This is a genomic window from Streptomyces sp. NPDC090499, from assembly GCF_044769305.1.
Lineage (GTDB): Bacteria > Actinomycetota > Actinomycetes > Streptomycetales > Streptomycetaceae > Streptomyces.
Genome location: NZ_JBIVXP010000022.1, coordinates 19,503 through 40,286, shown reverse-complemented (window position 1 = coordinate 40,286; position 20,784 = coordinate 19,503). Strand labels below are relative to the sequence as shown.

At 69.9% G+C, this 20,784-nt stretch carries 18 protein-coding genes and 2 pseudogenes; 15 read left to right on the top strand and 5 right to left on the bottom strand.

Annotated elements, in window-relative coordinates; genetic code table 11:
- The first annotated feature begins 35 nt into the window (after positions 1-35).
- Positions 36-1,115, top strand: a complete 1,080-nt coding sequence (locus ACIQVL_RS44315; RefSeq protein WP_403478318.1) for a chorismate-binding protein — start codon at positions 36-38, stop codon at positions 1,113-1,115.
- 57 nt (positions 1,116-1,172) lie between these two features.
- Here ACIQVL_RS44315 and ACIQVL_RS44310 read toward each other — a convergent pair whose 3' ends face one another.
- Complete coding sequence (locus ACIQVL_RS44310) at positions 1,173-2,288, bottom strand: cobalamin-independent methionine synthase II family protein (RefSeq protein ID WP_403478317.1); 1,116 nt, start codon at positions 2,286-2,288, stop codon at positions 1,173-1,175.
- A gap of 110 nt (positions 2,289-2,398) precedes the next feature.
- Positions 2,399-3,034: a TetR/AcrR family transcriptional regulator C-terminal domain-containing protein gene (locus ACIQVL_RS44305; RefSeq protein ID WP_403478316.1), complete on the bottom strand. Its 636-nt coding sequence runs from the start codon at positions 3,032-3,034 to the stop codon at positions 2,399-2,401.
- Between the two features lie 366 nt (positions 3,035-3,400).
- Here ACIQVL_RS44305 and ACIQVL_RS44300 point away from each other — a divergent pair, with 366 nt between their 5' ends.
- The 6 genes from ACIQVL_RS44300 to ACIQVL_RS44275 all read left to right on the top strand — a co-directional run bounded on the left by ACIQVL_RS44300 (position 3,401) and on the right by ACIQVL_RS44275 (position 9,721).
- Positions 3,401-4,474, top strand: coding sequence for an MBL fold metallo-hydrolase (locus ACIQVL_RS44300; protein ID WP_403478315.1), 1,074 nt, complete (start codon positions 3,401-3,403; stop codon positions 4,472-4,474).
- A 226-nt stretch (positions 4,475-4,700) separates the two neighbouring features.
- Positions 4,701-6,125 (top strand): NAD-binding protein, encoded by a 1,425-nt coding sequence (locus tag ACIQVL_RS44295; RefSeq protein ID WP_403478314.1) that lies wholly within the window; start codon positions 4,701-4,703, stop codon positions 6,123-6,125.
- Positions 6,126-6,253: 128 nt separating this feature from the next.
- Entirely contained in the window at positions 6,254-6,781 is a 528-nt protein-coding gene (locus tag ACIQVL_RS44290) for a LacI family DNA-binding transcriptional regulator (protein ID WP_403478313.1), read from the top strand.
- Positions 6,757-7,179: a substrate-binding domain-containing protein gene (locus ACIQVL_RS44285; RefSeq protein WP_403478312.1), complete on the top strand. Its 423-nt coding sequence runs from the start codon at positions 6,757-6,759 to the stop codon at positions 7,177-7,179. Before ACIQVL_RS44290 ends, ACIQVL_RS44285 begins: the two co-directional genes overlap by 25 nt.
- Positions 7,180-7,413: 234 nt before the next feature.
- Entirely contained in the window at positions 7,414-8,775 is a 1,362-nt protein-coding gene (locus ACIQVL_RS44280) for an aminomethyl transferase family protein (RefSeq protein WP_403478311.1), read from the top strand.
- Between the two features lie 4 nt (positions 8,776-8,779).
- Positions 8,780-9,721 (top strand): LysR family transcriptional regulator, encoded by a 942-nt coding sequence (locus ACIQVL_RS44275; RefSeq protein ID WP_403440836.1) that lies wholly within the window; start codon positions 8,780-8,782, stop codon positions 9,719-9,721.
- Between the two features lie 498 nt (positions 9,722-10,219).
- Here the strand turns inward: ACIQVL_RS44275 and ACIQVL_RS44270 are convergent.
- Together ACIQVL_RS44270 and ACIQVL_RS44265 are read right to left on the bottom strand one after the other, a co-directional pair.
- Positions 10,220-10,438: pseudogene (locus ACIQVL_RS44270) on the bottom strand (transposase); the annotation flags it as partial.
- A gap of 141 nt (positions 10,439-10,579) precedes the next feature.
- On the bottom strand, positions 10,580-11,281 hold the full coding sequence (locus ACIQVL_RS44265; RefSeq protein ID WP_403440838.1) for a hypothetical protein: 702 nt from the start codon (positions 11,279-11,281) through the stop codon (positions 10,580-10,582).
- A 318-nt stretch (positions 11,282-11,599) separates the two neighbouring features.
- Between ACIQVL_RS44265 and ACIQVL_RS44260 the strand changes: the two genes are divergently transcribed.
- The 4 genes and pseudogenes from ACIQVL_RS44260 (at position 11,600) to ACIQVL_RS44245 (ending at position 15,151) form a co-directional block, all read left to right on the top strand.
- On the top strand, positions 11,600-11,920 hold the full coding sequence (locus ACIQVL_RS44260) for a hypothetical protein (protein ID WP_403440841.1): 321 nt from the start codon (positions 11,600-11,602) through the stop codon (positions 11,918-11,920).
- Between the two features lie 292 nt (positions 11,921-12,212).
- The gene (locus ACIQVL_RS44255) at positions 12,213-12,842 is read left to right on the top strand and encodes a DUF3887 domain-containing protein (RefSeq protein WP_403440844.1); all 630 of its coding nucleotides are present in this window, start codon (positions 12,213-12,215) and stop codon (positions 12,840-12,842) included.
- Positions 12,843-13,260: 418 nt separating this feature from the next.
- Positions 13,261-14,545, top strand: a pseudogene (locus ACIQVL_RS44250) (ISAs1 family transposase).
- A gap of 276 nt (positions 14,546-14,821) precedes the next feature.
- Positions 14,822-15,151 (top strand): hypothetical protein, encoded by a 330-nt coding sequence (locus ACIQVL_RS44245; protein WP_403440847.1) that lies wholly within the window; start codon positions 14,822-14,824, stop codon positions 15,149-15,151.
- A gap of 396 nt (positions 15,152-15,547) precedes the next feature.
- Here ACIQVL_RS44245 and ACIQVL_RS44240 read toward each other — a convergent pair whose 3' ends face one another.
- Positions 15,548-16,171 carry a TetR/AcrR family transcriptional regulator gene (locus ACIQVL_RS44240; RefSeq protein WP_403478310.1) on the bottom strand — a complete coding sequence of 208 codons (624 nt, stop codon included), beginning with the start codon at positions 16,169-16,171 and terminating at the stop codon, positions 15,548-15,550.
- Positions 16,172-16,375: 204 nt separating this feature from the next.
- Here ACIQVL_RS44240 and ACIQVL_RS44235 point away from each other — a divergent pair, with 204 nt between their 5' ends.
- The 4 genes from ACIQVL_RS44235 (at position 16,376) to ACIQVL_RS44220 (ending at position 20,761) form a co-directional block, all read left to right on the top strand.
- Complete coding sequence (locus ACIQVL_RS44235) at positions 16,376-17,191, top strand: oxidoreductase (RefSeq protein ID WP_403478309.1); 816 nt, start codon at positions 16,376-16,378, stop codon at positions 17,189-17,191.
- Between the two features lie 113 nt (positions 17,192-17,304).
- Positions 17,305-18,945: an FAD-dependent oxidoreductase gene (locus ACIQVL_RS44230; protein WP_403478308.1), complete on the top strand. Its 1,641-nt coding sequence runs from the start codon at positions 17,305-17,307 to the stop codon at positions 18,943-18,945.
- Positions 18,942-20,414 carry an ATP-binding protein gene (locus tag ACIQVL_RS44225; RefSeq protein ID WP_403478307.1) on the top strand — a complete coding sequence of 491 codons (1,473 nt, stop codon included), beginning with the start codon at positions 18,942-18,944 and terminating at the stop codon, positions 20,412-20,414. Before ACIQVL_RS44230 ends, ACIQVL_RS44225 begins: the two co-directional genes overlap by 4 nt.
- Positions 20,411-20,761: a UBP-type zinc finger domain-containing protein gene (locus ACIQVL_RS44220; protein WP_403478306.1), complete on the top strand. Its 351-nt coding sequence runs from the start codon at positions 20,411-20,413 to the stop codon at positions 20,759-20,761. Before ACIQVL_RS44225 ends, ACIQVL_RS44220 begins: the two co-directional genes overlap by 4 nt.
- Positions 20,762-20,784 lie beyond the last annotated feature (23 nt).

Sequence of the window (20,784 nt, the reverse complement as noted above, 5' to 3'; positions counted from 1 at the left end):
CCGATCCGTCCCCTGCGCTCAGGAAGGCGTTGGACATGAAGGATCTCCCCTCCGCAGCCCGGTTCGGTGGTCGCGTCATGAGCGGACTCGTCGATGTCACCTCCGACCCGGAGGCACTCGACTCGCAGGGCATGTGGGCCCTCGTGGCCGGTTTTGAAGGCCGGCTGACCTGTGCCCGCTTCCGCGACGTACGGTCGCTGCCGCGACGCGCGGCCCCCGGAACCCGGTGGAACGGGCCCGGACGGGCTCAGTGGACGACATCTCTGGACCGGGATGCCTACACCGCCGGTGTGCGGCGCATCCGCGAGCACATCGCGGCAGGCGAGGTGTACCAGGCCAATCTGTGCCGTGTCCTGTCCGCCCCTGTCACCCCCGGCGCGGACATCGAGGCCCTGGCCGACCTGTTGGCCGAGCGCCACCGGGCGCCGTACGCCGGGATGATCAGCCTGCCGGAGCACGGCATCGAGGTGGCGTCGGCCTCCCCCGAGCTGTTCCTCCGGCGGACCGGAAGGGTGATCGAGTCCGGTCCCATCAAGGGCACCGGACGCACCGCGGCCGACCTCCTCGACAAGGACCACGCCGAGAACGTGATGATCGTCGACCTGGTCCGCAACGACCTCGGCCGCGTCTGCGCGACCGGCAGTGTCACCGTCCCCGAACTGTGCGCGGTCGAGAAACACCCGGGGCTCGTGCACCTGGTCTCCACCGTCCGGGGAGAGCTGCGGGACGGTGCCGGCTGGGGGGAACTGCTGGCGGCCTCCTTTCCGCCGGGCTCGGTCACCGGCGCGCCGAAGGCGAGCGCCCTGCGGATCATCGAGGCGCTGGAGACCGCGCCGCGCGGCCCGTACTGCGGGGGTATCGGGTGGGTCGACGCCGACCGCGGCACCGGCGAACTCGCCGTGGGCATCCGCACGTTCTGGATCGACCGGGCGCACGGCCGGCTTCTCTTCGGGACCGGAGCGGGCATCACCTGGGGGTCGGATCCCGACCGGGAGTGGGAGGAGACCGAACTGAAGGCGGCCAGACTTCTGGCCATCGCGTCCCAGGGTGGGCCGGAGGGACACCGAGCGGCCGTCCGGCACCTGATCACCGAAACGGTGATCACCGGTGGGTGAGCGACTGGCCGGCCGACCACCCGTCACCGGGGCCGCACGACGACCCTCGAACGCCCGTCAGCCCCACACCAGGCGGGCCGTCTCGGCCACCAGTTCCAGTTTGCGGCGCTGGTCGTCGACGGTGAGCAGGTTCCCCTGACTCGTCGAGGCGAACCCGCACTGCGGGCTGAGGGCAAGCTGCTCCAGGGGAAGGTACTGGGAGGCCTCGTCGATACGGCGGCGCAGCGTGTCGACCGACTCCAGCTCCGCCACCTTGGACGAGACCAGCCCCAGCACCACGGTCTTGGTGGGCGGAACGAACCGCAGCGGCTCGAAACCACCGGAGCGCCCGGTGTCGTACTCCAGCAGGAAGCGGTCGACCTCGACCTCGCCGAAGACGCGTTCCGCGATGGGCTCGTAGCCTCCCTGGGCGGACCAGGCGCTGCGCATGTTCCCGCGGCAGAAGTGCATGGCGACGGTCACCCGGGGCCGGTGCGAACGCGCCGCGCGGATCAGGGAGTTGTCGGTGTCGATGACATGGCCGAGATGGCCGTCCAGGTCCTTCACCCGGCGCATCCGGGCGGCCTCCGGGTCGATGTTGGCCCAGTAGGCCAGGGAGTCGAGCTGGAGCCAGGTGACTCCGGAGCCGAGCAGGTCGGCGATGTCCTGCCGGTAGATCCCGGCCAGCGCGGCGACCGCGTCCTCGCGGGTCGGGTAGACGGCGCTGGACACTCCCGGCCGCCAGAAGCCCGCCACCATGGTGGGACTGGCCATGGTGATCTTGTACGGTCCCGGGGAGTTCCCGGCCAGCCACTGCGCCTCGGTGAGCGACAACGGCGTACGCCGGTACAGCGGGGCGCCGATCGTGACGGGAGCGACCTCGCCCTCCAACTCGGCGCCGTCGGCGTCGCGGTGCCAGCGAGGGCGGCCCGCGGACTCCGCCGCGGGCACCAGTCCACCGACGGTCTCCACCACCGAGGCCATGAAGTCGTCGCGCCGCACCTCGCCGTCGGTGAACACCTGCATCCCGGCGTCCTCCTGCAGCTTGAGCGCAGCGGTCGCGGCAGCGTCCTCCAGCTCACGGAGACGTTCCGCCGTCATCGTGCCCCGCCGGACCTCGGCACGGGCCGTCAGCAGTTCGGCGGGGCGCAGCATGCTTCCCACATGCTCGGCCCGGATGGTCGTCGTACCCATGGGTCATCCCTCCGTGCGGTGCCCGATGCGCGCCCCGGCGTCTGCCGACGGCGGCAGCGACCGTACGGTACGGTACGAACAGAGGACAAGGGGTCGGCCGCCGGACGGCATCAGCCCCGGGCGTCGGCCCCAGGGACGGACACCCCGCGGAGGAAGACCCGCACCGCCTCGACGACGGACGCGCGCACCTCGGCCTCCGTCAGCTTGTACGGGGCATCGGTGAGCAGCCTCATCTGGGCGTCTCCCAGCATGGCCTGGTACAGCTGCGCCGCCGCGCGGAGCGGATCCTCGACCTCGATCAGACCGTCGTCGCACGCCTGCCGCAGGGTGCGCCCGAGCACCGCGTACCCGCCGGCCGGCCCGTGCTCGAAGAACGCGTCCCCGATCCCCGGGATGCGCCCCGCCTCGGCGGTCACCAGCCGGTGCAGGGCGATGGCCTGCGGGGTCAGGACGATCGAGGCGAAGTGCTCGCCCAGGGCCACCAAGGTCTCGGGCAGGCTCCTGCCGCTCGGCGAGAAGGCGTGCAAGGGATCCGACCACTCGTCACAGAGCGACTCCACGGCGGCGCGGAAGAGCGCGCTCTTGTCGGAGAAGTACCGGTAGAGCGTTCCCTTCGACCCGCCCACCACTGCCAGCACATCGTCCATGGAGACGCCGCTGTAGCCCCGCACGATGAACAGCTCGCCGGCTGCCCGCACGATGAGTCGCCGCCGGTCCGTCGCGGTCATTCTCCGCTCGCTTGCCATGTCCTGGATGTTATGGGACGGCACAGGACCGCCTTCCTGTGGTTCGGCCCGGCCTTCCTGTCGGTGCGTCGGCTCGGGGGGCGCAAGCGGAAAACGCAGTACCTAATGTTGCGCTGCAGGAAGGACCGTTTCGTACCGCGCTGTGGACAGATCCCGGGCCGCTGGACACCGTGGCACGGCGACGGGAGAGATCACGGAGATCTCCCGTTGCGTCACGCAGCCGTGGGCCCCCTCGCGCTCACGCCTGCTCCGGTGAGCCGAAGAAAGGTCCCGAGTATGTGCCAGGCCGCAGATTCCATGTCGTCCAGCAACCGTGAGGCAGCCGAAGCGGGGCCTGTGCCGCACCGGACGGCCACGCGCCGGACGATGCTCGCCGGACTCGCCGCCACCGCGGCGGCGGCCGCGGGGCAGTGGAGCGGTGCCCAGACCGCGGCCGCGGCCACGCCACGATCCGCGTCCCCGTCCGGCGCCGCCCCGCTCTCCCTGACCCTGCTGGGCACCAACGCCGGTCCGGCGCCGCTGGCCACGCGGTACGGCATCTCCTCCGCGCTGGTCGTCAACGGCAGGACCTACGTGGTCGACTGCGGACGCGGAGCGGTCAGCCAGTACCTGCGGGCGGGCCTGTCGATGCCGTCGCTCACCGGCATCTTCCTGACCCACCTGCACGCCGACCACGTCGTGGACTACTTCGCCTTCCCCATGCTCGCCGCCGGCGCCTCGGCCGGCGTCGGCTTCGCCGCCCCGATCACCGTCCACGGGCCCGGCCCGGCAGGCATCGCCTCGACCGTCGCCGCCGCTCCCGGCCCGGTTCCGGGCACCGTCGAGATGACGGAGCTGGCGGCGCGGGCGTACGCCGCGTCCCCCACCTTCTTCATGAGCGAGCACGCGGGCATCGACCCCATGACACTGCTGCGCGTCCACGACGTGCTGCCGCCGGCGAGCACCGGCGCGTCGGCCACGGACACCGCACCGGACATGGCCCCCTTCACCGTCATGGAGGACGACGACGTCAAGGTCACCGCGGTGCTGGTCCCGCACGGCGCGGTGTTCCCGGCCTACGCCTACCGGTTCGACACCGAACACGGCAGCGTCGTCTTCTCAGGAGACACGGCACCGAACACGAACGTGGTCGGGCTCGCTCGGCACGCGGACGTCCTGGTGCATGAAGCCGTCTACCCGGCCGGGCTGGCGGGCCTCGGGCTGCCCCAGGCCCTGATCGACCACATCCTGGCCACCCACACCGACGTCGCCGACCTCGGGCGGATCGCGGCGCAGGCCGGCGTGCGAACGCTGGTCGCCACCCATCTCGGCCCCGGCGACCCGGCGGTGGTCCCCCACGCGACCTGGCGCAGGCTGCTCAAGGACAGTGCACGGCGAGGCGGCTTCACCGGCCGGGTGGTCCTGGGCGAAGACCTGCTGCACCTTCCCGTCGAGAGGTGAATCGCGCCCAGTCGCGCGCAAGCTCAGCTTTCGCCCACCGCGCGTTCCGCGCCCGTACCATCTCCCCACCGCAAGAGTGACCGAACAACCTCGCCCTCAGCGACAGCCCCGAGCGTCGACGCCGTCGGCACACCGCTGTCGGCACCCCGCTGTCGGCACACCGACGCGGCTCACGGCCGGCGTGGCGAGGCCCTCTCAAGCCCTCTTACGGCAGGAACCACGGAACGTGACCACGCACTCGCCGGGCCCCGGTGCCCACCCCTACATCGTGATCGGTGAAACGCATCTGGCCAGCCGCGTGTGTGCCACGCTGTGCGCCGGCCACCGGACGGTCGACCATCTCGCCCGGCCCGGAGACGAGGATCTCCGCACCGCGATGAGCGGCCGGCCGAGGGGCGTGGCCGTCCTCCTGCACGACGACGTGGCAGCGCTGCGCCACGCCCTCGCCGTCGCGCACCTCTCGCCCACGACCCCGCTGGTCGCCACGGTCTTCGACCGCACGGTGGCCGACGAACTGCGCCGCCTGCTGCCGCAGTGCGACATCACGTCGCCGGCCGACCTGGTGGCACCCGCGCTGGCCGGCCCGTCCCTGGACCCCGGGATCATCGCGGTCCGACGGCAGGACGGGCAGGTCCGGGCGGTGCGTCAGAACAAGGACGTCACGAAGGACATGCTGAAGGACGTCCCGAAGGACGTCCTGTACGTCGAGGACTGGCAGGAGAGGCCGCAGGCGCGATGGCGGAACCGCGCGAGCAGAGCGCTGGGCCAACTGCGGCCGCACGACGCCGGCACCCGCCTGCTGGTGCTGGGGATGCTGGCCATGCTGACGGTCCTGGCCGCCGACTGGGCATGGCTCGCCGGGCACGGCCACCCTGCGGCGGAAGCGTTCTTCGACGCGGCGCGCGTGGTGTCGGGCGTCGGTCCTGCCGTGGCTCCGCCGAAGGCCCGGGAGTACCAGGTGCTCTCGGCCCTCGCCATGCTCGCCACCATCGCCTTCAGCGCGCTGTTCACGGCCGGAGTCGTCGAGCGGATGCTCGGTCCCCGGCTGATCGGACTCATCGGGCCACGCACCCTGCCGCGCACCGGCCACGTCATCGTCGTCGGTATGGGCCAGGTGGGCATGCGCCTCTGCGTCGAGCTGCGGCGCCTCGGCGTCCCCGTCGTCGGGGTCGAGCGGGACCCGCAGGCATCCGCCGCGCGGCTGGCACGCAGCCTGGGGATACCGGTCATGACCGGGAACGGCGGTGACCGCCACGTACTGGACCGGCTGCGCCTGAGGCAGGCCCGCGCACTCGCCGCGGTCGGTTCCGACGACCTCGACAACATCGCCGTCGCCATCGCCGCCCACGGTGTGGCTCCTCATGTCCGTGTCCTCATCAGGGCCGGCGAACACGAGGCCATCGCCGAGACCCGCTCGCTGTTGCCGATGGGAACGGTCAGGGACGTCACCGGGATGGCCGCCGCCTACGTCGTCGCCCGCCTTCTCGGCGAGCCGGTCACCGGAGTGGTCGTTCACCAGGACCACATCTATCTGCACGATTCCGGGGACTCCTTCAGGCGCAGCGAGTTGCCGGCCCAGACGCGTTGCGGGCATCCGTCCGCGACGCGTCAGGAGAGGACGTCGTCTTCTCTCCTCCCCTCACGGGGGTGACGGGACCGCCGAGGAGGATGAGGATGCGGCGGCGCCCGCGGCTGAATCGATCCAGTCCCATAAGGTTGACGGACAGCCGACGCACGGTGGACAGCCGCTGCGCGCGCAGCAGAGGGAGTCCGTCCGACATGGCACGTTCCGGCCGGGTGACGTTGACCGACGTGGCCGAGGCGTCCGGCGTGTCGCGGGCGACGGTGAGCTTCGTGCTCAACGACGACCCACGGCAGACCATCTCCACCGCCACCCGCGAACGCGTCCTGGCGGCCGCCCGCGACCTCGGGTACGTCCCGCACGGGATCGCCCGGGCACTGCGTGAGGGCTCCTCGCGCATCGTCGTGCTCAACGTCGACCACGGCCTGGAAGGCAACTTCTCCCGGAGCTACGTCCTCGGCCTCGACGAGGAACTGGCCGCACACGACCACGTGCTTCTCGTCCGGCACGGGCGTGCGGCGCCGGAGAACCTGAAGAAGATCTGGACACCATCGTCCCGCGGGCGGTCCTCCGGCTCGGTGAGGCCTACATGCGGGGTGACCAGCCCGCCGACGAGGACTGGGAGCGCGGATTCGCCTTCAACGCCGGCCTGCAGATCGGGTACCTCGCGGAACGCGGGCACCGTCACATCGCCATGGCCATGCCCGACCATGACTTCCCGCTGACCGGGGCACGCCTCGGATTCGCCCGGGAGGCGGCCCGGCGTCTGGGGCTTCCGCCCCTGGAGCGTCTGGTCGTACCGCGACCGCGAGGGGCCGGCGAGGTAGCCGTGGCGGCGGCGCTCGCGGCGCATCCGGAGGTGACCGCCCTCGCCGCGTTCGACGACGACATCGCGCTGCGCAGCCTCACGGCCCTGCGCGACCTCGGACGGCGGGTGCCCGACGAGGTGGCAGTGATCGGCTTCGACGAGACGGAGTACGGCTCCCTGTCCACTCCCGCCCTCACGACCGTCCGTATCGATGCCGAGGTCCTTGGGCGGATCGCGGCGCGGGAGGCCCTCGGCCTGGACACCGCGGGCCTGTCCCCGGTGCCCAGCCGGATCGTGGTGCGCGAGTCGGTCTGACCCCGTACCGCCCGCTCCACTGCTCGGAAAACTGGTCTCCGACGGGTTCTTCGCCATCGGTGGAATCGTCTGTTACGGTCGCACTTAACCGATCTAGTGAACCGATCTAGTGACTCGATCTGGTGGCTTCTTCGTCAGGGACGAACGAAGAGGTCACGCGCGCGCCCGCGCCTCGGCCGGTACGACCGGGCCGGGGCGGCGAGAGTCACCAGCGCCCGCGAGCAGGAGAGTGTCATGGGTACAGCCGACATTCAGCGCACCACGTACGACGCGGTCCAGCGGTTGAAGGGCGCCCCCTTCATCGCCCAGCGGCCGGCCTACTTCAGTCCCGCCGCGGCGGCCCAGGACAAGAGCAACACCCGGGGCGGCTTCGGTGAGTTCGCGCAGACTCTCCTGCCCCTGGAGTACACGAACTGGACCGAGGAGAGCGCCGCACACGTGAGCGCCTGCTACCTCGGGGACTGGTCCAGCCTGCACAAGGTGGTCGTCAGGGGACGGGGTGCCCGGGACTTCCTCGCCTGGCTGGGCATGCGCGACCTGACCCGCTTCGAGCACGGGCAGATCAAGCACCACGTCCAGCTCGACGAGCACGGCCGGGTGGCGTCCGAGGGCATCCTGTGCCGCCTGGCCGAGGAGGAGTTCCTGTACACGGCCGGCAGCGGGGACTGGCTGATCTGGCAGCTCGGCCAGGGCGACTGGGACGCCGAGTTCCAGGACGTCAGCCCCGAGCGGTTCATCTTCGGCGTCCAGGGGCCGGCGTCGCTGGCGACACTGGAGCACCTGACCGGCGAAAGCCTCCGTGACATCGGCTTCAGCCGGAGCCGTATGTCGCGGCTCGCCGGAGTGCCGGTGCGGCTCCTGCGCACCGGGATCTCGGGCGAGCTCGGTTACGAGATCCACGGTCCCGCCGAACAGGCCGGCGAGATCTGGTCGGCGACCGTCGAGGCCGGCCGCCCGTTCGGGATCAGCCAGCTCGGCCTGCGATCCCAGCCGGTGCAGCACATCGAGGCCGGCATCGCGACGAACGGCCTCGACTACCTCCCCGCCTCGATCCTCACCCCGGGTGCGCCCACCCAGTTCAGGACCGGCAGGCCCGGTGGCAGCTACGTGCCGGAGAACGGCATCACGGACTACTTCCGCAAGCCGGCCGAGCTCGGCTGGGGTTTCCGCAAGGGGGTACCCGGCCGGGACTTCCTCGGGCGGGACGCGCTGGCGGCGGACGCGGCGGGCGGGGGACCCCGGCGGACCCTCGTGGGGCTGCGCTGGAACACGGCGGACGTCGTCGGCGTCCTCACCGCCGCTCTGGGGGAGGGCGACCTGCCCGACCCCATGGAGCTGCCGCGCGGGCGAGGCCCCGTCTTCGACCAGGTGCTCGCGGGCGGACGTCCGGTGGGCGTCTCGACGGGGCGGACCGTCAGCGTGAACCTCCGGTCGACCATCTCGCTCTGTGTGATCGACGAAAGCCGCGCGACCCCCGGAACCGAGGTCGTCGTGGTGTGGGGCGGGCCCGGGACCGCGCAGCGCGAGATCAGGGCGACGGTTGCGGCACTGCCCTTCAAGCCGGACCGCCGACGAACCGACGTATCGGCGGGGTGACGCCATGGACCGCATCCTCCTGATGAACAGTTTCGTGACCGTCGCGCAGGCGGGCAGCTTCAGTCAGGCAGCCAGATCCCTCAGCTCCTCGGGATCGCTCGTCTCGCGCCATGTCGCGGAGCTGGAGCGGCAGATCGGTGTCCGGCTCGTCAACCGGACGGCCCGCTCGGTCAGCCTCACCGAAGCCGGCGTGCGCTACGCCGAGTTCGCGACCCGCATCCTCAAGGAGATCGAGGCCGAGGACGCCGGCATCGCGTGCGTCCACGACCGGGCCGAGGGAAGCCTCGGCATCGTCTCGCCCAAGTGGATCGGCAGCCTCGACCTCGGTGACGTGATCGCCGCCTTCTCCACCGCCCATCCCAAGATCTCCGTACGGTTCGAGCTGGGCGGCCTGTCCGACCGCACCTACGAATTCCTGGACAGCGGCTTCGACGTCGCCCTGCACACCCGCGATCTGCGGGACTCCAGCGTCCACCTCAAGAAGATCACGTCGTTGCCCTTCGTGCTCTGCGCGTCGCCGGAGTACATCGACAGACACGAGGCGCTCACCCACCCGAACGACCGGTCGGCACACGACTGCCTCGCACACGTCAACGAGCCCGTCTGGCGGTTCGGGTACGGGGCCACCTCGGCCCTGCACAAGATCCGTAACGTCGCCTACTCGTCCAACTCCTACATCGCTCTGCAGAAGGCCGCCGTACACGGTCGGGGCATCGCCCTGCTTCCGGAGCGGTCGGTCCACGACGACCTGATCGCCGGCAGACTGCGGTCGCTGCTTCCGGGCCACACGGTGCCCGACCGGCCCCTCTACGCCATCTACGGGCCCGGGCAGCCCACCCCTCGCAAGATCACCGTGTTCCTCGACTTCCTCGCCCGCTGGTACAAGGACAACCCGGTCCCCGGCGGTGCGGGGTGGGCGGGGAGCGGGCGAGCGGCGCCGCGGTGACCGACGCCCGGCGCTCGGCCGAGCCGTCCTCACGACCGATCTGACCGGCGGTTACGCCGACACCACCTGCATGCTTCCCGACTACGACTGCATGCCATCCGGGGCGCGTACCACGGCTGCGAGATCGTGTACTTCTTCGGCAACCTCTACCCGGACGCTGCCGCGCAAGGCCGAACCGACCAGGACCGCGAGATCGCCGACACCCTGTCCTCGTACCTCGCGAACGCGCAAGGTGCTGTTCACCCTGACGGATCAGGGCCGGGATGCATCCGCCGTTCCCCCCGCCGTCACCGGCAGGACTGGCTGAACGACCGGCTCGCCGAGCTCACCGCCGACGAGCGTGTCGACCTGCTCCGCATCGCCCCCTTGCTCCTTCGTATCGCCGACTCCTGAAACAGGAACACCATGCACCCCGTAGAGGCCCTTCTCGTCCCCGTCGGCCGGCTGCTGCGCAACCGGCGCCCAGACGAGGCCGCCAGCATCACCAACGCCCCCGGTTTCCAGCTCACGGATCCGCCGGCGAGCGGTCCGCAGCTCAGCAGACTCGCTCGACGGCGTGCCCGGCCGCCGCCCGTTGTCGATGTCGTCCTGCCAGAACCACCTCGACAACCTGACGCGATGGATGCCGAGCTCCACCGCTGTCTGTCTGGCCTGCTTGCCGGCGCGGACCAGCGTGATGGCGCGCGCCCGGAACTCCGGAGGACAGGGACGAGGCATGACTTCCAGCCTTCCGTGAAGGGCTGTCAGCCAGCCACCAGAACTGGAACCTCAGAGGTGAGGCAGGTCAATAGCGCCGCACCTGCGTACGTCAATCTTCTGCGAGGGGGATCTTCGTCGGGCGTACGGGCCGAAGCGCCGTCAGTCGAAGTCGGTGATGCAGCGGTGGGTCGACGTGCTGCAGACTCTGGCGCCGTCCGGTATCTCCGGGCCGTAGTAGCCCCACTCTACGAAGGTGACCGCGCGGTGTGGCGCCAGTCGAGCTGCGGCCTGGTGGATGACGCCCCGGTGGTGGTCGGCCCCCGTGAGACGGAAGGGACCGGCGTCGTCCACGATGACGGCGAGCGAGTAGTAGTACTGGTGGGGAGAGTTGGTTGACCACAGCGCATCGTTGAACCCCTGGATCCGGCCGACCTCCGTCGCGGGCTCGTAGCCCGCCCGGGCCGCGGGCACGGTGGCGGTGCCCGTGTACGGGCCGCAAGTCAGGGAGATCGCCTCCTGGCGGGAGTGGCCCAGGCAGTAGCGGTCGCCGGAGATCCATCCGAAGACCCTGGCGCCCTCGCTGTTCCGGCGGACCACCACCACCGCCTCCCGGGGCGGCCGCAGAGCGCCGGCGGGGAGGGTCGTGGTGCTGAGAACCCTGGCCAGGACCTCGTCCGCCGGTCCGAGCCCCGCCGCCGCTTCCACCGGGCGAGCCGGGCCGGCGACGGCCGCCGGCTTCGTGGGTGCCGACGTCCGGGTCGTAGCGGCGGGCGGGCGGGCGTCCTGTGGTCGGCGTCCGTCGCCGTCGGTGCATCCGGTGAGGGCGAGCAGGAGCATGCCGCACACCGCTGACCGTCTCATCGATCCAGCTCTCACTGGTTCCCCCTGGGTAGGCCTCCCGTGCGGGCAGTATGGGGCATGTACATGCGTGGTTGGAGGGGGGCGACGCATCGCGCCCCCCCCGTGGGCGGGACGCATCGCGCCCCCCCCGTGGGCGTGCGGGTCGGCTCTCGACGGAGCCCCCTTCAAGACCGTGCAGGGGTCGCACTCCGTAGCCGCACCGATGTTCCCCGACTCTCCCGCGGCCCGCGCTTCGCACGGGTGGGGCCGCCCGGGGTACGGACGCACTCCTCGCCGTGATTGGGGGTAGGTGGTGTGGCACCCGACGGAAGGATCGTCATGACCACCTACGTGATCACCGTGCCCGGCACCTTCACCGCTGGTGTCGACGACGCGGCACGGCAGCGGCTGCGGCGGGCGCTGCGGCCCGCGGATCCGCACGGCACCAGGATGGGCAGCGCCGAGGACCTGGACGTGCTCGCCGTCAACGACGACAACACCTTCGCCCTCCGGCTCACCGTGGAGGCGGACAGCAATACCGACGCAGAGGGTGAGGCGCGGCGGCTCGCGGCTGCCGCGCTGCGGGACGCCGGGCTCGACGCGGACAGCGCGCCGCTCGGCCCCGCAGTGATCACCGGCATCGACTCCGAGATCGCCTGACCTGCCGGGGACCGTCCGATCCGCCGCCCGCCCCCGCGGACAATGACTGACCGGCCGGACGGGTAAGCGCGACGTACGCCGGCGCGGTGGGGGACTCGGTGCGTTCCGGAGGGGGCGACAACAGTGGCCGCGTCGAGGAGTTCGGGCTCGACGTCCTGCGCATCGGCGAGGGCTACTACCCAGGGCCCCGGGGAGAGTCCTGATCGTCCGTTTGGTCTGCCCAGATCTCGGAGACCAAGGTCGATGTCAAGGGTTTCTTGACACTAGGGTTCTGTAAAGGCATCCTTTACACGTGGCCGATGCTCCTCTGTCTCTCACAGCACTGAGCGCCCTGCTTGCCGAGCAGAGCTCGGTCCTGGCGGCGTCGGTCGGAAGCCCGTTGACCCCGCCGTCCTACCTCGACCTGGTCCGACGCGCCCAGGATGTCGATGTCCTGGCCGAACAGGTGCTCAAGCTGTGCGTGCAGCAAAGCCGGGACGCCGGCCACACCTGGCAGGAGATCGGGGACCTGCTCGGAGTCACCCGCCAAGCCGCCTTCCAGCGGTTCGGTAAGCCCATCGACCCCCGGACGGGAGAACCCATGGACAAGACAGTACGCATGACCGACGCCGTGGAACGCGCTGTCCAGATCGTCACGGACGTCCTCGAAGGACGCATGGACGAAGCCCGGCAATCGTTCAACGCCGAGGTCCTGGCAGCATTCACCAACGAGGTCCGAGGCGATGGCTTGGCCGCGGTCGCCGGACTCGTCGGCACGTTCGAGGGCTTCGGCGAGGGCGAGCCGTTCGTCCGCCGCATCGGCGACCACATAGTCGTCGACATCCCGCTGCGCTACGAGGCCGGCGACATGAAGGCCCGGGTCGCGTTCGACACTGACGAAAAGGTCGCCGGACTCTTCATCCTCACGCCCGAAACGCCGTGAAGCCCCGTCCGCATCTACGACCCGAGCCCGGCTGGTTCGGCGTCATCACCGCGGCCGCCCTCCGCGCCACCGCTCCCAGAAAGACCGTCGGGTGACTCCTTTACGACATCGCCGCCCACACTGTGGATCGCGATCGTTGCGCTGATCGCGATCCTGCCAGCCGTCCTGTGCATGATCGACATCGCACGCCACCCGCACACCCGGCAGTTCTCGCCACAGATATGGCTGGCCGTCCGCGCATTTGGGTTCGCCTGTTCGCCTACCTCAGGGACAGCCGGAGCGAGGACCGGTAACCGTCGGGACGTCAGCGCGGCGGGTGTCTGCGGTGCAACGTTCCTCAACTCTCTGATTCATCTCGGCTCTGAAACGCCCGTTCGTCGGTGCTTGCCCGACAGACGTCGACAAGGGCAAGGTCCCCGTGCTCGTTGCTCCGTCATCCCGTATGTCTCTTGCGCCGGACGCGACACCCATGCTCTCTGCCGCCGGGACAGTGGTGGCGCCGGCCCGGGCTGCTCGATGCGCTGGCCCAGGTTCCCGATCCGCGTGATCGGCGCGGGGTGCGCTTCAAGCTGGTGACCCTGCTCGCCGTGGGCGTGTGCGCCATGGCGTGTGCGGGGCACAACTCGCTGACGGCGATTGCCGAGTGGGTGCGCCGCTTGGACCAGGACGTACTGGCCCGCCTGGGCTGCCCGTTCGATCCGTTCGCCGGTCGCTTCCGGGCGCCGGGCGAACGGACTTTGCGCGATGTGTTCGCCCGGGTGGACCCGGGCGCGTTGACCGCGGCCGGTTTCGCGCGCCTGGCCGCGCTGGCTGGTACGCCTGCCGACGCGCTCGGCCCTGACGGCGTCCGCGAGCGTGAACAGCGCCGCGCCCATCGGGCGGCGCACCGCGCGAGCGAGCAGCCACCACCGCGCCGTCAGGCGTTCGCGGTGGACGGCAAGTGCCTGCGCGGGGCCGTCCGCTCCGACGGCAGCCGGGCATTCGTCATCACCGCCGTCCGTCACGGTGATGCCCTGACCGCCGCCCTGCGCGAGATCGGCGCCAAGACGAACGAAATCCCCGCCTTCGCCCCGCTGCTGGATGCCGTGGACGATTCGGACCTGGCCGGTGCCGTGGTCACCGTGGACGCCCTGCACGCGCAGACGGAGCACGCCCGCTACGTCATCGAGGACCGAGGGGCCCACTATCTGCTGTCGGTAAAGAACAACCAGCCCACATTGGCGCGGCAGTTGAGGGCGCTGCCCTGGAGGGACGTCCCCGTCCTTCACCGCTCCCGCGACCGCGGGCACGGCCGGGAAGAGGTCCGCGAGGTGAAGGTCTGCAGCGTGGACGGGCTGCTGTTCCCCCACGCCCGCCAGGTCGTGCGGATCCACCGCAAGCGGCGCCGTATCGGAACGAAGCGATGGCAGACCGAGACCTTCTACGCTGTCACCGACCTGTCTGCGCATTAGGCAGGCGCAGCCGAGATCGCGGCCTGGGCCCGCGGCCATTGGATCATCGAGAACACGGTCCACTGGACCAAGGACGTCACCTTCGCCGAGGACGCCAGCCAGGTCCGCCGCCACCGCACCCCCGCCGTCATGAGCGCGCTACGCGACCTCGCCCGTGGTGCCCTTCACCGGGCCGGCTGGGCCAACATCGCCAGCGGCCGACGTGCTCGTACCCGACCAGAAACCATTCTCGCCCTCCACGGAATCCCGTGATCAAGACGGACGATCAGGGCTCTCCCCGGGGCCCTGGGCTACTACCTTCAGCCCGACGGGCCGGTGGCCGCGAAGCCGTACGAACTCAACCCCGGGGATGCATTTCGACCGTCAATGGAATGCGGGACAATTCCAGAAGTAAATTGTGCGGCATCTCGGCAAGGCGTATTATGTGCCCGTTGATGTCTCGCAGTTCACGCCCGCCCAGGTCGCCAAGGTGGAGCAGTTTGTGCGCGGGCTTGGTGATCGGGTCTTTCTGATAGGTAAGGGATCTTAATGGCAGGGATGGTGGACCTTTCAGGTCGGGGTTACTGGACCGGGCCGTCGTGGTTGTTTGACTGGGTGGTTAGCGGGATAGCCGAATTGGTTGAGTCGGGCGAGTTGGCTACTCGCCTCAGGGAGATTGTAGAGCTCAACTTGGGCTTGCTGGATCTTGGGGATTTCGAAGACCGCGCCTCCCAAGAGATTCTGGATATTCTCGCGAGTCGGATCCTGCCTGTTGCCGAGGAGCGTCTGATCCTAAGATCAGGTTTCGATCGTGAGAGTGCTATTGGGCAGGTTCGCAATCTGGCGGCGTTGGCTTCGGATGTGGCCCGTCCTTCATAGGGGGATTGCGGCGAAGTTGTGGGAGTGCGGGTTATTTTGAACGGCGACGGAGGTCGGCGTACCGCACATCCCATTAGGTAGGTTGACTGCTGGCGAGGATGTCGTTTGTATCCTCGCCAGCAGTCAAGCCGCAGAGATTGAAGCGTAGTAGCTGATGACAATCATCGATTTTGAAATAGATCGCATGAGGCCGTATCCGCTCGGGCGGTCCACCGAGGACCTGACGAGGGCTACAGTAGTTGTCTTGTGCCGCGAGCGCCGGGTGACGCTGCTGGAATCGAGCGCAGTTCTTCGCCGACCGCCCAGGCAACCGCTCGGCGGCGCGCAAACCCTCTGCGGCGTCGAAGTGGGCCGACCGCATCAGCTGCCTGTGCAACGAGGTCGGCCGTGCTCTTCTCAGGTGTGGTGCGGGCGAGGCAGCAGGGCGAACGCGCTCTCCGCTATCGAGGTCAGGCGCTCGGGGCTGTGGCCGTACGCTCCCACGACATCGCTGCCGCGGATGACGGTCAGCAGAAGGTAGGCGAGGTCGTGGGGATCCGCGTCGGGGTCGATGTCGCCGTTGCGCTGCGCGGCTCGCACGCACTCGGCCACCGCCGCCCGGACCACGGAGAAGCACTCGTTGGCCAGGCGTTTCACCTCGGGGTCGGAGGCGCCGATCTCCAGGGCCATCTTGGCGGCGAAGCAGGCCGCCCCCGCCCGGTCGGGGGCGGGGGGTACGTCGGCGGCGAGTGGCACCCCGTGGACGGCGCGGAGCAAGTACGCGTGCAGTCGTTCCAGGGCGCCCTCGTCCGGTCCGTCCAGCATCTTCCGCGGACCCTGCGCCAGCCGGCCGAAGTAGCCGGACATCGCTTCCAGCAGCACGCCGTGCTTGCCGTCGAACGCGCCGTAGAGGCTGCCGCGGCCCAGGCCGGTGGCGGCGCTGATGTCGTCGACGCTCGTGCCGTTGTAGCCCGAGGTGCGGAACTGCCGCTCGGCGGCATGCAGGACGTGGTCGCGGTCGAAGCTGCGTGGTCTGGCCATACAAAGACGGTAAAGCCGACCCATCCTTCTTGACAAGTCGGTACAGAACTGCCTAGGTTTCCGACTGTCCAGTACACAACCATCCTGAGCTCACCGGACAGGCTTGGTCCGGACTTGCAGGATCGGTGCGGACCGTGTCTGCCCGAGCACAGGCGAACCCGCACCGCGCCCGACGAAGCCATGCCCACAACCCAAGGAACCACCATGCAGACAGCTCACCGAGTGGCCCTCGTGACGGGCGCCTCCTCCGGGATCGGGCGGGCGACGGCGCTCGCCCTGGTGGGCGCCGGCTTCGCGGTGGTCGGCACGAGCCGCAACGCGGCGAAGGCCGAGCCGCTCGCCGGGGTGACGTTCCTCGATCTCGACGTGGCCAGCGACGAGTCGGTCCGCGCCCTCGTCGGAGAGGTGATCGATCGGTTCGGCCGGATCGACGTCCTGGTCAACAACGCAGGCGTGGGCGCGGTCAGCGCCGGCGAGGAGAGCTCGATCAGCCAGGCGATGGAGGTCTTCGACATCAACCTCTTCGGCCTGATCCGGATGACCAACGCAGTGCTGCCCCAGATGCGCGCCCAGGGCAGCGGCCGCGTGGTCAACGTCTCCTCGGTACTCGGTCTGATCCCGGCTCCCTTCATGGCCGTCTACGCCGCTGCCAAGCATGCGGTCGAGGGCTACTCCGAGTCCGTCGATCACGAGCTTCGCGAGCATGGCGTTCGGATGCTGCTGGTCGAGCCGGCCTACACAAAGACGAGTTTCGAGGCGAGCAGCATGGCACCCGATTCGCCCCTGCCCGTCTACGCCGCACAGCGGGAGATCTCCCGAGACGTACTGGCCGCGGCCGTGCGCAACGCCGACACCCCGGACGTTGTCGCGAAGGTGATCGTCGCGGCCTCCACCGATTCCAGGCCCAAGCTCCGGTACACCGCCGGCTCGATGGCCAAACGCGTCAGCATCCTGCGCCGGATCGTGCCTTCGAACGCCTTCGACAGACAGATCCGCAAGCTCAACCGACTGGCCGGCTGACCCCGCAGTACGGGGCGGCGCCCGAGGAGACGCACATGTCCGAACCAGAGACACCGAAGCCATCATCAGCATCTCCCGTCAGACCGCTCCTGGACGCTGCGCGGACCGTCATCATGACCGTGGACGACGATCCCGGAGTGTCCCGGGCCGTCGCCCGCGATCTGCGACGGCGCTACGGCGGGTCATACCGGATCGTGCGTGCGGAGTCCGGCGAGTCCGGGCTGGAGGCGTTGCGGGAGCTGAAGCTGCGAGGTGATCTGGTCGCGGTGATCCTGGCCGACTACCGGATGCCCCAGATGAACGGCATCGAGTTCCTCGAACAGGCCCTGGACGTGTACCCGGGCGCCCGGCGCGTGCTGCTGACCGCGTACGCGGACTCGAACGCGGCGATCGACGCGATCAATGTCGTCGACCTCGACCACTACCTCCTCAAGCCGTGGGACCCGCCGGAGGAGAAGCTCTACCCGGTGCTCGACGACCTGCTGGAGGCGTGGCGGCGCAGTGACCTCCGGCCGGTGCCGAGCACCAAGGTCGTCGGTCACCGGTGGTCGGCGCGCTCGTCGGACGTACGGGAGTTCCTGGCCCGCAACCAGGTGCCCTACCGCTGGTACTCCAGCGAGGAACCCGAGGGGCAGCGCCTCCTCGCGGCGGCCGGGGCGGACGGGCAGCGGCTGCCGGTGGTGATCACGGCGGACGGTACGGCGCTCGTCGAGCCGGAGGTGCCCGAACTGGCCGCGCACGTGGGGCTGGCGACCACACCCACGGCCGACTTCTACGACCTGGTCGTCATCGGCGGCGGACCGGCCGGGCTGGGCGCGGCCGTGTACGGGGCCTCGGAGGGCCTGCGAACGGTGCTCGTGGAGCGGACGGCGACCGGCGGACAGGCCGGGCAGAGTTCACGGATCGAGAACTATCTGGGCTTCCCGGACGGCGTGTCCGGAGGCCAGCTCACCGACCGGGCGCGACGCCAGGCCACCAAGTTCGGCGCCGAGATCCTCACCGCGCGGGAGGTGACCGGTCTGGAGAGCAGCGGGGCCGCGCGGCTCGTACGGTTCGCGGACGGGTCGCAGATCGCGGCGCACAGCGTGATCCTGGCGACCGGTGTGTCCTACCGGCAGCTTCAGGCGCCGGGTGCCGACGAGTTGTCGGGCCGCGGGGTGTTCTACGGGTCCGCGCTGACCGAGGCCGCCGCCTGCCAGGGCCACGACGTGTACATCGTCGGCGGTGCCAACTCGGCCGGGCAGGCGGCGATGTACCTGTCCCGGGGCGCCAAGTCGGTCACCCTGCTGGTGCGCGGAGCGGATCTCACCGCGTCGATGTCGCACTACCTGGTCCAGCAGATCGCCCAGTCGCCGAACATCTTCGTACGGGCCCACACGGTCGTCGAGGCCGCGCACGGCGACGGCCATCTGGAACAGCTGACATTGCGCGACACGACGAGCGGTCAGACCGAACGGGTCGACGCGCAGTGGATGTTCGTGTTCATCGGCGCGGCCCCGCTGACCGACTGGCTGGAGGGCACCGTGTTGCGGGACGAGCGCGGGTTCATCCTCGCCGGGCCCGATCTGACCGCCGACGGGCGGCCACCGGCCGACTGGGAGCTGGACCGGCCGCCGTACCACCTGGAGACCAACATCCCCGGCGTGTTCGTCGCCGGGGACGCGCGCGCGGAGTCCGCCAAGCGGGTCGCGTCCGCCGTCGGAGAGGGAGCCATGGCCGTGATGCTCGTACACCGGTATCGGGAGCAGTCGTGAGCGGGCGGGTGATGCCGTGCAGCGCGGCGGAGATCAGTTCGCTGTTCCTGTTCGAGAAGCTGAGCTCCGAGCAGCTCGGCAGGCTGTGCAGCGAGGGACAGGTCGAACTGTTCCACCCCGGGCCGGTGTTCGCCGAAGGTGACCCGGCGACCGACTTCTACGTGATGATCGAGGGCACGGTCGTCATGTCGCGCCGGGTGGGCAGCGATGACATCGAGGTGAGCCGCACGTCCCAGCCAGGGGTGTACGCGGGGGCCGTGATGGCGTTCCTCGGGGACGGGAAACCGCAGCGGTACATGAACTCGCTGCGGGTGTCGGAGCCGACACGGTTCTTCGTCCTGCCCGCCGAGTCGTTCGCGAACTTCATCCACGAGTGGTTTCCGATGGCGGTCCATCTCCTGGAGGGGCTCACCCTCGGTTCGCAGACGTTTCAGCGGGCTGTCGGGCAGCGTGAACGGCTGCTGGCGCTGGGCTCGTTGTCCGCGGGTCTCACCCATGAGCTCAACAACCCGGCCGCGGCGGCCGTACGGGCCACCTCGGCGCTCAGGGACCGGGTCGCGCAGATGCGCAACAAGCTCGGCGTCATCGCCTCGGGCCCCTACCACCGCGACCTCCTTGTGGCCCTGGTCGACTTCCAGGAGCGTACGGCCGAGCGGGTCTCCAAGGCGCCGGCACTGAGCCCGCTGGAAGCGTCCGACCGGGAGGACGAACTCGCCGACTGGCTGGACGACCACGGTGTCCCAAACGGCTGGCAGATCGCGCCGACCTTCGTGCAGGGCGGTCTCGACGTCGACTGGCTGGAGCAGATCGCGGCGGCCGTCGACGAGCAGGAAACCCTGCAGAGTGCCATCGGGTGGCTCACCTACACGGTCGAGACCGAGCTGTTGATGTCCGAGATCGAGGACTCCACCACCCGTATCTCGCATCTCGTCGACGCCGCCAAGCAGTACTCGCAGCTGGACCGCGCGCCCTACCAGGTCGCCGATGTGCACGAACTCCTCGACAGCACGCTGCTGATGCTGTCGGGCAAGTTCGGTCCCCAGGTCAAGGTCGTGAAGGAGTACGACCGTTCGGTGCCGAGGATCCCGGCCTACCCGGCCGAACTGAACCAGGTGTGGACCAACCTGATCGACAACGCCGTCTTCGCCATCAAGAGCGCGGGCGGCGAAGGGACGTTGACCGTACGGACGGCCCTCGAACACGACCGGCTGCTGGTGGAGTTCCGGGACACCGGCCCCGGAGTGCCGCCGGACATCCGGGGACGGATCTTCGATCCCTTCTTCACCACCAAGCCCGTGGGCGAGGGCACCGGGCTGGGGCTCGACATCTCCTGGCGGATCGTCGTCAACAAGCACCACGGTGACCTGAAAGTCGAGTCCGTACCCGGCGACACCCGCTTCCAGGTGCTGCTCCCCCTCACCGCCCCCGACCCCGATACCGTCCCCGACCCGGCCCAGGAGCCGTCATGACCATGGACACCGGCATCGACCCCAGCGTCCCGCCCAGCGGTGCCGGTTGCGTCGAGTGCGACGCCGACGGCGGCTGGTGGTTCCATCTGCGGCGCTGCGCCCAGTGCGGCCACATCGGCTGCTGCGACGCCTCACCGGCCAAGCACGCCACCGGCCACTTCCGGGACACCGGCCATCCAGTGATCCGCAGTTACGAGCCGGGCGAGACCTGGTTCTGGAACTACGAGACGTCCGAGCTGTACGAGTCCGGTCCGGCCCTGGCGCCCCCGGACGCCCACCCTGCCGACCAGCCCTCGCCGGGACCGGCGGGGCGCGTGCCGGCGAACTGGGCGGACACGCTGCGCTGAGCCTGGCCGACCAGGGCTGCCAG